The organism is Macellibacteroides fermentans (assembly GCF_013409575.1).
Lineage (GTDB): Bacteria > Bacteroidota > Bacteroidia > Bacteroidales > Tannerellaceae > Macellibacteroides > Macellibacteroides fermentans.
In genome coordinates this window covers 49,682-63,227 of sequence record NZ_JACCCY010000001.1, presented here as the reverse complement: position 1 = coordinate 63,227, position 13,546 = coordinate 49,682, and the positions used below count along the sequence as shown (strand labels likewise).

Sequence of the window (13,546 nt, the reverse complement as noted above, 5' to 3'; positions counted from 1 at the left end):
ATGAAACATTTATTTACCAACAGCTTTAGCTCTGTAAGAACATTTTACTGTTCCTTTGAGAATACTATTGATTTTTCCTTTATTTAATTGACGGCGTATGGCCGATATATTGTCAATAAAAACTTTACCTTCCAAATGTTCGCACTCGTGCTGCACTACGCGGGCAGCAAAACCGTCTATGGTTTCCTCGTGTTCAACAAAGTCTTCATCCAGATATTTCACCTTTATAACTTTGGCTCTGGATACTTTTTCACTTATACCCGGAATACTAAGGCAGCCTTCTTCTAAAAGAATCTCCTCTTCACTCCTTTCAATAATATCCGGATTAATCATCGTTCTTTTAAAACCTACGCATTCCGGGAAATCATCACCCAATACATTTGCATCAATAACAAGCAGACGTATTGACAAACCTATCTGAGGAGCAGCCAGTCCAACCCCATCTGCATGATACATCGTATCATACATATCGGCGACTAGTTTTATAATTTCAGGATAATCTTTTGCAACATCTTCGGCCTTCTGACGTAACACGGCCTGTCCATATAAAAATACGGGTAAAATCATAACTTAAACTGATATTTGTTACTTTCTAAATAATCTTGCAAGATAATTACAGCACTAATTTCATCAACCAAGCCTTTATCTTGTCTTTTTTTCTTTTTTAAGCCACCTTCCAGCATGGCTCTATGAGCCAATACGGATGTAAAGCGTTCGTCCGAAAACACAACGGGAATAGTTGGAATAATTCTTTTGAGATGTTTTACAAAAGCTTCAATATGTATCATATTTTCCGACAGCTCATTGTTCATCTGCTTAGGCAATCCTACAACAAATAAATCTACGGGTTCCTTCGAGACATAGTCGGAAAGATACTTCACCAACTCACCACTCGGAACGGTAGTCAACCCCGTGGCTATAAGCTGTAATGTATCTGTAACAGCCAATCCACTTCTTTTGCGCCCATAATCTATAGCCAGAATTCTTCCCATCGGCTGCAAAGATATAACAAAATCGGAATGCAGTTACACAAATACTCAAAAAGTGTGCAGCAAATAAATCAATAGGCGTTTTTTTCGCCTTTAAACATGTTAACTACGGTAAGTACAATAATCTTAAGATCTAAGAAAAAGCTCCAGTTTTCAAGATACCATACGTCTCTTTTTACACGGCCTTCCATTTGTTCGAGGGTTTTGGTTTCACCTCTGTAGCCTGTGACCTGCGCCCAACCGGTTACACCGGGTTTAACTAAATGGCGTATCATATATTTATCTATTAGAAAAGAATAGAGCTCTGTATGCTTGAGCATATGAGGACGCGGACCTACAACAGACATATCGCCAAACAATACGTTAATAAATTGAGGAAATTCATCCAGGTTGGTTCTGCGCAAGAAATCTCCGACTTTGGTTTTACGCGGGTCGTCTTTTACCGCCTGCAGCAAATCGGCCTCGGCATTCACTTTCATTGTACGGAATTTATAACAATAAAAATCCTGGCCATACATACCGGTGCGTACCTGTTTAAATAATACAGGCCCCCTTGAGGATAATTTTATGCAAATTCCAATAATAATATATAGAACAGGGAAAAGGGTTATAAGTACCAGAAAAGAAAAAACAATATCAAAAGACCTTTTCAACGCCCGGTTATAGGCAAATTGGAGTGGTTCGTTCCTCACTGTCAGCAAGGGTATAGACTCTATCATTTCAAGTACAAGACTTTTTTTTACATTTCTATACAGTTCGGGCACTATGTAAAACCGGATCATATTCTTTTCCGCAAAATTCATCATTCTCAAGATTTTGGCATCTTGCGTTCCGGGAAGTGTACAATATATCTCATCTACCTCGTGCTCACTCACATAATCTTCCACTTCGTGAGTCATTCCCAAGTAATTAGGTAGGGAATAACGCAAAGAAACATTATCATCAAAAAAACCTGCCACATCAAAACCATAAGCTAAATCATTCTTCATTACCTGAAACAGGTCCAGACCGTTCTTTCCGGCTCCAACTATAACGACTTTTTTTGAATTATGCCCCTTACGTCTGTAGAACTTTAGCAGAACCCGGACCATTATCCGCCAGGTTGTGAAAATCAATACCGATGCAACGTAATATATAACAAGGAATGTTGCGAGTGAATCACCCAGATTAAGGAATAAGAGACAGGTAATAAAAAGCAACAGATGGATAGTGATAAGTAAAAAAGATCGTTGCGCAATCTTTTCGATAAAGATGACCGACTCATGCAGTTGCAATGGGGCAAAGGATAAGGAAAACAGGTAACAGAAATTTAACAACAAAACAACCTCTCTGATCTTATAAAAGATGGGTTGTACAAAAAACTCAGGTGTTATATACAGAGTTACAAAAAAGACCAGATTGACTACAATCAAATCTCCCATGCCAATAAGCCACTGAATCAGGTATGCCTGTTTTTTGTTGAGTTCCATAAAATAGTCAGTTCTTCAAACAGAAAATGTAATATTAATATAACAAAAAAGGTTGCACATTATTGTGCAACCTTCTTATTCTATTTATCAATTTTTATTACTTTTCAGCTCTCATGATAACAACACGGTTCCAATTGTTTTCGTTGTAAGGTTGTTCGTCACTACCTTTCCACTCAATTGTAATCTTATCAGAAGAAATTCCGTATTTGTCCATCAACTCTTTCGCAACCGCTCTCGCACGTTTTTCAGAAAGCTTCAGGTTGTAGTTTGAAGTACCTGTCTTCTTGTCGGCATAACCGATAACCTTTACAGCTGTACCATATTCTTTAACAAACTCTGAAGTGTTGTAGATATTAATCTGCTGATTCTTGTCTACCTTAGCACTGTTCAAACGGAAATAAACTACGTTGTCTACTACATTGTTTGTTACAACAGGAGCAACTGGTTCCGGACATTCAGGACAAGATTTAGGACGTTTTGCCAATTCCTGATTTTCAGCACGCAGGTTGTTAATCTGGCCGTTCAAATCATTTAACAAAGCATAATCCATTGGCTCAAGCACTTCAAAGTTAGACTTGCCCAACTTAAATGTCAAACCTGCAGTAAGCTGAAGAATACCATCCGAAGTATGACCTTCCTGTACACGGTTGAAATGCTCCTGAAGCAGTGAACCCTGAGCTTCGAAGTTCAAGTCAACACGATTGCTCAAACGAATCGCTGTTAACAAACCGGCATTAAGCGTAGGAGACTCTGAGCGGGACAAACCTTGATTTTTGAATCTGTTAGCATAACCCATACCTACCCAAGGAATCAAACGGAATCCTTTTGCTTCATCATACTTTCCCCAGAAGTTAGTAACATCCCACAACAAATCGACATGAGCAGCGATATATTTGTTGTGTTGCATAAATGGTTGTACATTCTGAAAACCGTGAAGTACACCACCATTTAACTGAGTACGGAAACCTAAATAAGGACTAAACCATTTACCAAAAGACACCTGAGGAGCAAAGTTAAGGCGATTTGCGAAATCTGCATTATCATTTTGATCACCTAGAAGCATACTTGCGCCCCCTGCAATTGAAATAAACCAGTTATCACCAAATTTATTTTTCTTAAAATCTGTTTTATATCCGGCCTCTTTGCTGGAACCAACCTGTGATTTAAATTCCTGTGCATTAGAAGACAATACAAAACCTGCAAAAATTGCTAGAAGAAAAACCTTCGTTTTCATTTTGTTAAACTTTTAATTAAACAATCAACTACCTAATTTCATATAAAAATTAAAAAACCAAATTAACTCTTTTACTTAATTAAAACAAATTAAACCTATAATTGTTTATACAATTTTGTTTTAATTGATGCTTAAATATGAATTTTAAGTAAATAAAAAACACATAAAAGCCTATTAAAAAGAGAATTAGGCAATCACGTCAAAACTTCAAAGTTCACAAAGATAATCAATATTTTACAATTTAATGTATATTTCTGTCTAATAATTTTAAAAGATAATCACCATATTGATTTTTTCTCATCGGTTGAGCCACCTCTTCAAGTTTTTTATCGGTTATCCAACCATTTTTATAGGCAATCTCTTCCAGACATGCAATTTTCAATCCCTGACGTTTTTCAATTACTTCAACAAAGGAAGAGGCTTCAAAAAGGGAATCGTGCGTGCCGGTATCCAGCCAGGCAAATCCGCGGCCTAACAACTGCACTTTAAGCATTTGCTGATCAAGGAATTCCTGATTAACAGTTGTTATCTCAAGCTCTCCCCTTGCAGAGGGTTTGCAGTTACGGGCGACCTCGACAACTTTATTCGGATAAAAATAAAGTCCCACTACTGCATAGTTCGATTTGGGATGAGCTGGCTTCTCTTCTATACTGATAACATTACCATCTTTATCGAAGGCAGCCACTCCGTATCGTTCAGGGTCGTTTACGTAATATCCAAATACAGTGGCTTTATTAGCTTCTTCTGCATCCTTAACCGCACTCTGAAGCATACGCGTAAAGCTTTGACCATAGAAGATATTATCTCCTAAGACCAGACAAACACTGTCGTTGCCTATAAAATCTGCCCCAATGATAAATGCCTGGGCAAGGCCATCGGGTGAAGGTTGTTCGGCATATTCAAATTTTACGCCAAAATCAGAACCATCTCCAAGCAAACGCTTGAATCCAGGTAAATCCTGGGGGGTTGATATTATAAGAATTTCTCTTATACCGGCCAACATAAGCACTGAAACAGGATAATAAACCATCGGTTTATCATATATCGGCAGCAACTGCTTGGATACACCCTTTGTAATAGGATACAAACGGGTTCCCGAACCTCCAGCCAAAACAATTCCTTTCATCCTTTTTCTTTTTTTAATTTATAACTGCAAACATACATAATTATAAGATAAATGACCAATCATTTGCCACAAATTCCGGTAAAAGCACAGTACATACAGGCATTTTCAGTTTCAGTCTGTCGGAAAGGAATGGTGTAATCAAATATCTCGCAAAGGCATTTACCCAGTTCTTCCGCAAAGTTATCCCGAATAGAGGCGAATTCACTTAATGGTATTTTCTCTTTGGCAGGTTTCTGATAGACCGCACTGTCAAACGCATCAGAAAACAGATTTCTCATATAATATATACCGGGTTGAATACTTTTATTTGGATCTGTTAATCCATACATCCACGAGTACAAACAAACCTGCATAACAGCCTTAGGCCTGTCTTTCAGCGATTTGTCAAAGAGGCTGTCAACCGTTGTAAAGACAGATGTACCGCTTCCGCTCTTGTAGTCAATTATACGGAGACTTCCCTTAACTTCATCTATGCGATCAATAAAACCTTTAAGTTGAATTGTTTCATCCGAATTAAGAATAAATTCGGCATACACTTTTTTTTCCGATTCAATATATATAAATGGAGTTAACTTGCTATCTCGCTCCAGGACCTTGATTACATATTTGCGAATCATTTCACCGATCAGAAAGTTCTGACCGGAAAGGGGACGAACAGTTGCCGATTTAAAGAAGATTTCGGCAAAAGCCTTTGCAATGGTCTGCGTTAGCAACTCTTTATCTTTCACAATTTTATCAAGCAGATCTGCAGTAACCATCTTACCTCTGAAGGGTTCATACAATACCTCCATTACTTTATGGAGCAAACTACCAAACACATTACTTTCAATAGTTTCACTCACCTCCTCCTCTTCTTCCAATCCTTCAAGGACTGTAAAATAAAATTTCAACGGACAATCCAGATAGGTATTTACTGCACTGGCGGAAATGGCTTTTCTTCCTCCCTTTTTGTATTGAGCCAACAATTCGGCCACCTTGGGGGTTTTAGGCACACAGATAGCCGGAGTTTTAGAAGATGAAACGTTGTATACCAGCAGACTTTGCTTGATGTCCATTTCGTAATGGTAACGAAGTTGATAAACAAACCGGCTCACTTCGCCGGTTTGAAGACCGTTGCTCCGCGTATCATAAAGTAAGCTGACCTGCTTTGAGCGATATATCAAACGATAGAAATGATAGGCCCAAACACTATCCTGATGTTCGTAAGTAGGCAAACCGAATCCTTTACGTAAATTATATGGAATAAATGAGTTTGCCCCTTTTCTGGTTGGATAAATGCCCTCGTTTACTGAAAGAATGATGATCCGGTCGAAATCCAATGCGCGCGTTTCCAACACCCCCATAATCTGTAAACCCGAAAGAGGTTCTCCATGAAAAGGAATCGTTATCGTATCGGTAAGCCTTCTTAACAGGCGGTAGAAAGTATTAACCGTCATTTCTATTCCGGCATCCTTCATCACCTCCTGCATTCGGTTTACGGTTGCGAAATAATGAAAGATAAATTCCTGCTCCAGATCGTGGGTCCGCTGAAATTCGCCTTCGTTTTCGTCGTCATTATCAGACGACAATACTTTATTCAGCTCTTCCAGTATATGGATAATATATTCAGAGAATGCATCGGTTCCGGTAACAGGATAAAACAGAATAGAAAGAAGGCTGTTTCGGCTAAGCTCGGCCGACTCGATATATACTTTATTATTCCCTGTAATCGTGCGGATCAATTCGCTTACGATGTCCGGCGATGACGTATTAATATACCGGTGATTCAAAATAGACAATACATCCCGGAAGTAAAACAGAGCCTTTCCATCCTGGAAACGTATGTTCTTTTGCAATGCCAGTATATAGTCCATCAAAGAGGCTACCGGAGTTCCGGCCAATGGATATCCCATGGTAACATTTATCTTCTTAATGTTTTGGGGAATTGCATTTAATACCGGAATAAGCAACGTTTCATCCGGAAGAATCACGGCCGTCTTAAATGCTTCAGGAGCCCCAAAATCTTCACTTTCACAAAGTTCGGAAAGGATGGTATGCACATGCTTTGCCTGTCCGATACCGGATGGAATACCTATCACCTCAATCCGGGGCTGATCAATTTCATCCAGAGGCAGCACATATTGAGAAGGAAAAAGCTGCTGGTTCCTTCTTACAAAGAAGGAAGCCTTATTATCTGCATCCATCACCATGGGAGAAGCATAATCCCAGTAGAAATCGGCCACCCCTTTATCTCTCAGATAACCTAAAAAAGACTCTTCGGCTTTGGTAAGGGCATTTAGCCCCACAAAAACAATCTTTTTATAAGGCAGGTTTAAGCTATCTTCTGCAGCAGATTCTGCCACATCCCTGAATATCATACCTTCGTAGCCTTTCCCCTCGTGTGCCAACTTTTCTCTGAGACTTTCATAAAGTGAAAACAAAAGTTGCCATACATGCAAGAATTCTTTCTGGTTAGGAGAATCATTCACCGGATAGAATGAGGACCAAAACGAACGAATGGCTGCTATCTGTTCGGCATCGAGAAAACTAAAATCTGACTCGATCTCACGTAAATCTGTTACATTCGAAAACAGTTTGGCTGCATTTACCATGTATTTATCAATGTCATCAAAGTCATTCAACAACATCTCTCCCCAATAAAGAAATTCGTCGAACGACTCCTGCGATCCGCTTTTTTCAATATAAATAGTGTACAATGAAAAAAGCATGCTGATTCTGTCGGCCGATTGTTTTCCGCTGAGCTGAGTAAACAAATCACTGATGGTGAGCGTAAGCGGTGAGAAAATCGGTTTTTGCGCAATTTCGGATAAATACTTTTGGAAGAAAAGTCCGGCTCTCCTATTCGGGAAAACAAAAGCCAACTCGTTTATTTCCGTACCATAAGTATCATAAAAGCACGATGCAACCTTATATAAAAATGGGGTCATATTAGTAGTATCAATTATCTGATTTAATATACAAACATACTTAAAAAAGTTGGTTAACCTTCATTGTGCAGGTTATTCATTTTGTACAGAATTAAAATCTTAATCCAGTTATAAAGTAAGTCAGCAGCTAAATTCTGTAAAAAATACCAAACCTTTTATTACTTTTGCAGGGATATCAAATTCTGAGAAATAAAAGATTTATGGAACAAATTACCAATTGGTTTAATCAAAAGTTGCTGAACTTTGGCACATCTGTAAGCGTAGCAGACTATCTCGACAATTTTGCTGTACTACTTATAATTATATTGCTTGCTTTGGCAGTAGATTATATTTGCAGGTACATCTTATTGGGAGCATTTAAAAAGTTTGCCAAGAAAACGACTAATCAGCTGGACGATTTAATCATTGAAAAGAAAATAATAAACAAAGGAATGCATATCATTCCTTCCATTCTTATTTTCACTATGCTTCCACTAGCCTATCCATCACCTGCAGATAAAGAAATACTCGTCTTGTTGCAGAAACTATGCCAGATATATATCATAACTGTTTCGCTTCTTTTTATAAACAGCCTCCTGAATCTTGGGGTGGAATTATTTCACAGAAACGACAAATTTAAAGACAAGCCACTGAAAGGTTTTGTCCAGATTGTGCAGGTTATCTTATTCTCAGTAGGAATCATACTGTTGATCAGCATACTTATAAACGAATCTCCCTCCACTATTTTTACGGGAATTGGTGCATCTGCAGCCATTCTGATGTTGGTGTTTAAGGACACAATCCTGGGATTTGTAGCGGGCATCCAGCTGTCGGCCAACGATATGTTACGGGTGGACGACTGGATTTCGATGCCCAAGTACGGAGCCGACGGAACGGTAATTGAAATTACGTTAAATACAGTCAAGGTAAAGAATTTCGACAATACCATATCCACCATCCCTCCTTACGCACTTATTAGCGAATCTTTTCAGAACTGGAGAGGAATGCGTGAATCTCCCGGAAGACGAATCAAAAGATCTATCAATCTTGACATGAACAGCGTAAAGTTCTGTACACCCGAAATGCTGGAAAAATACCGTAAGATATCTCTTCTTGCCGGGTATATAGATGACACAGAAAATAAACTTCAAACTTACAATCAGACAAATCAGATTGACAATACTATTTTAGTAAATGGCAGACGTCAGACTAACCTGGGTGTATTCCGTGCCTATCTGCAACGCTACCTCGAAAGTCTTCCGGAAGTGAACAAAGAGATGATATGTATGGTAAGGCACCTGCAACCCACGGAGAAAGGTATTCCTATGGAACTCTACTTTTTCTCATCCATCAAAGATTGGGTAATCTATGAAACCATCCAAGCCGATGTATTTGACCATGTTCTGGCGGTGATACCGGAATTCGATCTTCAGATTTTCCAGGAATTATCCGGAAGTGATGTCCGGATGTTTGTTAAAACTGAAAATAGATAAAGGGTTGAACCCCGGCACTTTTAACCTGAAAAACAATAAATACAGCTATAATTAGTATCAACGCCTGGATAACCAAAGGCGACTTAGTTACAGCCAGCTGCATTTTCATTTCTGCTTTTCTAGGCATAAAGTGCATCAGATACCCTGTAATCATCATAAATGATACCACTTTGTAACCAGATAGGAATTGAAGAAAAACTTCGGGATGGAAGTTTGTTGCAATCTGAGTAAGCATCTCTCCTACCCGTTGCATGGAATCTGCACGGAAAAAAATCCATCCGAAGCATACAACATGAAATGTTATAAGCACTCCGATTACCCTTCGAAGCGGATTCATCAATTCGCCCGATTGCTTAAAGCTGCTAAATCGGCCCATCACGAATTTGTGTACAGCCAGGGATATTCCGTGAATAGCTCCCCAGATAAGGAAACGCACAGAAGCACCGTGCCACAAACCGCCCAGAAGCATGGTTATTAACAGATTAAGATAGGTCCGAACCTTTCCTTTTCGGTTACCACCCAAGGAGATATATAGATAATCTTTTAACCAGGAAGAAAGAGAGATATGCCATCTACGCCAAAATTCGGTGATGGTGGCCGATTGATAGGGTGAATCAAAATTGATATTGAACCTGAACCCAAGCAGTAAAGCGATACCGATTGCCATATCCGAATAGCCGGAGAAGTCGCAATAAATCTGCAATGCATATCCATAGATGCCCAATAAGTTTTCTACCCCCGTGTATAGCAACGGAGCGTCGAAAATACGATCTACGAAATTCAGGCTTATATAATCGGAAATCACCGCCTTCTTAAATAATCCGCACACAATCAGGAAAAGCCCTTCTCCAAATTCGGCTTTCGATACCGAAGGTGTTTTATATATCTGTGGAATAAAATCCCGCGCACGAACAATCGGTCCGGCTACCAGCTGAGGGAAGAACGAAACATAGAACACATAGTCGATCCATCTTTTCAGCGATTGAATTCGTCCGCGATAGATATCGATAATATAACTTAACGACTGAAACGTAAAAAAAGAAATACCAACCGGCAGGAAGATATCCATCGGCTGATAGCTAAGCTTCTGCAATTGCTCGATACCGAAAATCTGTCCTATTTCAACTCCGAGACCTGTAAATGCCTGACATAAAAAGTTGGTATATTTAAAATAGCCCAACATACCCAGGTTTACACAAAGGCTTAATGCTACCAGCAATTTACGCTCCAGATTGTTGGACGACAAAGAAAGAAGTCGGCCGATACAAAAATCGGACGAAGCTGTAAACATCAATAACAGAAACCAGATTCCGCTGCTTTTATAATAAAAATAGAGAGAAAAAAGTGTTACATAGAATATCCTTGCATATGAGTATTTTCTCAACGGTATATAAATCAATACAAATAAAATAAACAGAAAGAAAAACAGACCGCTGCTAAAAATCATAGGAGCGCCAGGTTGATACCCAAGCAAACTGGGAATACGTGATAAATCCAGATTAAAGATTTCCATTCTGTTCGAGATGATTGTTATATTTTTTGATAAATGCCTTGTAGAACAACGTTCCTTGTTCCTTATATCCTTCTACAGTAAAATGAACCCGGTCTTTTCCAAACAAACCCGCCTTGTACCAACTTTTACAAGAACCATCGGCTCCGGTTGCCGAAAATAGATCCCAACAGGCAATACCCTTCTCCCTTGCATAATTTACAATTGTCTGAGCCACCTGCTCGGTGCGGGTATTTCTTACATAGACTCTTTTTTTCTTGACACGCGTCCGTTTGTAACACTCGGCCGGAGTTGTAAGCATCAATGTTGTTTCGGGCATGTAAGTTTTAAGCATCGTAACAAAACGATCTATCTGTTTCTCGAAATCTGCTTTATTGAAATTCCTGCCAAAACTTTCGTTGGTGCCCAGCGATATAATAAGCAATGTAGGTTTTAACAAAGCCAGTTGCCTTACATAGCTTTCTTTGGTATAGTTTTCGTACAAAGCACCGTTTACTCCGATGGAATGATACAAAACCCCGGGATTGCCATTGGTAAGAGATAACCCGTAGAAGGTATTCATAAACGCATCGGAACTACCTGTATTTGTAGAATCGACTTTATCCGCGACACCCTTCAGTGACAATACATCTGTAAGCTTAGGCAAACAGAAGGTATCTGCAACCAGAGCGGGGTCTGTTGTATCGGCTCCTTTTAAAGCAACAATGCGATGATCGGGATCAGATGGCTGCAGAAAGGCAGCCTGAGGGTGACGGTATAAGATGGCCTTATTGAATGAATAACCCATTCCGTTATTTGGAGCAATTGAAACATCCAGGTTTACGTTATGAAGATTAGTTTGAATTCCAATTCCCCCGGGACCGATCAGGCATTTGGGGGCCGATTGTGTAATACGTCCGGACACCCAGCTGTTATTTTCGGAACGGATGAAATAATCGTCGGGCTCGTTGGTCTTAGACAATTTTAAAGGAGAAATCCATCCCCTGCCCGCATTGCCAAAATCATGTTGCATCAACCGCATTATTTTACCCGTATTGTATCCTGCCTGCAGATGAGAATCACCCAAATGTACGATAGTAAGTACCGTATCTTTTCCCGATCGCAAAGAATCAAGCAAACGAAAGATCGGATCCAGCGCATGCTGGTTGTCCTGAATCACATTCAGCGAATCAACCTCAAAAGAAACTGATCCGGCAGAAGGAACGGGCAGTAATTCGAGAGTTGCAGTCGGCAACAAGTTCGTATCAGAGCCTTTTGTGACTCCGAATGCAAAATGAATGCTTGAAACAAGCACGAGTGATGCAATAAGACAACCCATCAAGGTCTCTTTATCGAAGTGCTTTTTCTGCTTCATCATAAAATTGTTTTTCTATTAACACTGCTTTGAATAGAGACATTCCTATCTCCTTCCCTCCTCTGAAACTGAGGTGTGTGTAGTCTTTGCTTGCCCAGTTGTTGTCTACATATCTCACCATACTGTTTTCGCCACCCATGGCACCGAACACGTTCCAGAAACAAACGCCTGCTTGTTGAGCAATCTGCCGTTGTGCATGCAAGAGGGCCAATACAGCTGGCATAGTTTTGAAGGTACCCTCTTCCTGTCGGCTGCGGTCGGATACCCCCAGCAATAGAATATCAGCATTGGGGAAACAGCGCTGCACATGTTTTATCACCTGCACCATTCGCTGGCGGTACCAGCCATAATGAAGCATCTCGTCGCTTACAACATTGAGTCCATATTGCAGTACGATTAAATCGTACCTGCGGATGGCATTCAGAGCTTCGCACCTGGAAGGATCCATCTGTTCCAGTATAAGGCCCGAGTTTCCGCGTAAGGAATAATTATCTACCACAACGCCTGTTGTATCTTCCATCGAAACGCCCAGTACACGTAATCCTTCGGTGCGGTTAAAACGGAAAGAGGCATTGGTAAAGTGACCTGTCCAGGTTCGTTGCGTAACCGTATTCGTTGCCGGAAGATCCTGGTAAGCAGTATCTGCCGAGCTGTTGCTGACAAGTTGAACCTGCGAATTGGCATTCTGTTCGTATACCAGCTTTAGGGCGGAGACTTCACGGAGAGTTGCATAACGGTTTACGGTTCGGAAATTAGCATTTGCACCCTCTTGGGCTTCAAACACCATTCCGGGCAATGTATATTTCTTACTTTTATCTGTAAGCAGCGAGAATGTATTCCATCCGCCAAAGTGATGTTCCACCGTGGGACGATATTGCGAAACAGAAGAAGCGATAGGGACAAAACCGACGCCTCGTCCGCCAAACTTTTGTTGCATGGCATTACGAAAATCGGCTACCATGATATCTCCTTCTATGAACGAATCTCCCATAAATGCGATGCGGACCTGCCCTCTTCGCTCCTGGGCATTCTTAAGTGCTGCAAAGAAGCGTTTTAAACCTACATGTCCCAGTGAAAAATCCTCCAGCCGTACCCCCTGCGAGTCGGCTGCCGACCATGACGATTGCATTGCTTTGTAAAGTGAATCCCTTAGGGCGATTGAAAACGAATCGGTTTCGGCCGATTGTGCCAACCGGGCTTTATTGATAGAGTCTGTCAGCAACGAATCGGCTATGGCAAGTTTGCGTTTCAATTGGTCGATAGACACCGAGTCATCTTTGATTCTGAGATCCGAAAGTAAGTCTACTTTCTTTATTTTGTATCCCAGGATAGTGTCGGGCAGCATATATAGAGCCAGGCAAACAAACATAGTTATGAATAGGATTCCTATCAGTCTGCCAAAAGTCGTGTCTTTATTCATTTATCGCTATCTGCTTATTTCGAAGGTGCAAATGTAGGTATTTTT

General features: G+C 40.2%; 10 protein-coding genes. 1 reads left to right on the top strand and 9 read right to left on the bottom strand.

Annotated features, from left to right (window positions below; all coding sequences use genetic code 11):
* Positions 1 to 9: 9 nt before the first annotated feature.
* The 6 genes from def to F5613_RS00215 all read right to left on the bottom strand — a co-directional run bounded on the left by def (position 10) and on the right by F5613_RS00215 (position 7,745).
* On the bottom strand, positions 10 to 567 hold the full coding sequence (gene def, locus F5613_RS00240; protein WP_179398233.1) for a peptide deformylase: 558 nt from the start codon (positions 565 to 567) through the stop codon (positions 10 to 12).
* Positions 564 to 992 carry a Holliday junction resolvase RuvX gene (ruvX, locus tag F5613_RS00235; protein WP_079683022.1) on the bottom strand — a complete coding sequence of 143 codons (429 nt, stop codon included), beginning with the start codon at positions 990 to 992 and terminating at the stop codon, positions 564 to 566. Before ruvX ends, def begins: the two co-directional genes overlap by 4 nt.
* 68 nt (positions 993 to 1,060) lie before the next feature.
* Complete coding sequence (locus tag F5613_RS00230; protein ID WP_079683023.1) at positions 1,061 to 2,458, bottom strand: undecaprenyl-phosphate glucose phosphotransferase; 1,398 nt, start codon at positions 2,456 to 2,458, stop codon at positions 1,061 to 1,063.
* A 97-nt stretch (positions 2,459 to 2,555) separates the two neighbouring features.
* A complete protein-coding gene (locus F5613_RS00225) occupies positions 2,556 to 3,692 on the bottom strand; it encodes an OmpA family protein (RefSeq protein ID WP_179398232.1) in 1,137 nt (378 codons plus the stop codon).
* A 241-nt stretch (positions 3,693 to 3,933) separates the two neighbouring features.
* A complete protein-coding gene (gene rfbA / locus F5613_RS00220; protein WP_179398231.1) occupies positions 3,934 to 4,818 on the bottom strand; it encodes a glucose-1-phosphate thymidylyltransferase RfbA in 885 nt (294 codons plus the stop codon).
* Positions 4,819 to 4,877: 59 nt separating this feature from the next.
* Positions 4,878 to 7,745 (bottom strand): PD-(D/E)XK nuclease family protein, encoded by a 2,868-nt coding sequence (locus tag F5613_RS00215; protein ID WP_179398230.1) that lies wholly within the window; start codon positions 7,743 to 7,745, stop codon positions 4,878 to 4,880.
* Positions 7,746 to 7,945: 200 nt separating this feature from the next.
* Here F5613_RS00215 and F5613_RS00210 point away from each other — a divergent pair, with 200 nt between their 5' ends.
* On the top strand, positions 7,946 to 9,217 hold the full coding sequence (locus F5613_RS00210; RefSeq protein ID WP_179398229.1) for a mechanosensitive ion channel family protein: 1,272 nt from the start codon (positions 7,946 to 7,948) through the stop codon (positions 9,215 to 9,217).
* Here F5613_RS00210 and F5613_RS00205 read toward each other — a convergent pair.
* The 3 genes from F5613_RS00205 to F5613_RS00195 are packed head-to-tail and all read right to left on the bottom strand — an operon-like array spanning position 9,198 to position 13,501.
* On the bottom strand, positions 9,198 to 10,730 hold the full coding sequence (locus tag F5613_RS00205; protein WP_179398228.1) for an MBOAT family O-acyltransferase: 1,533 nt from the start codon (positions 10,728 to 10,730) through the stop codon (positions 9,198 to 9,200). The genes F5613_RS00210 and F5613_RS00205 overlap by 20 nt on opposite strands.
* Entirely contained in the window at positions 10,717 to 12,084 is a 1,368-nt protein-coding gene (locus F5613_RS00200; protein WP_179398227.1) for a GDSL-type esterase/lipase family protein, read from the bottom strand. The genes F5613_RS00205 and F5613_RS00200 overlap by 14 nt, the downstream gene beginning before the upstream one ends.
* The gene (locus tag F5613_RS00195) at positions 12,056 to 13,501 is read right to left on the bottom strand and encodes an SGNH/GDSL hydrolase family protein (RefSeq protein WP_179398226.1); all 1,446 of its coding nucleotides are present in this window, start codon (positions 13,499 to 13,501) and stop codon (positions 12,056 to 12,058) included. The genes F5613_RS00200 and F5613_RS00195 overlap by 29 nt, the downstream gene beginning before the upstream one ends.
* Positions 13,502 to 13,546: the final 45 nt, after the last annotated feature.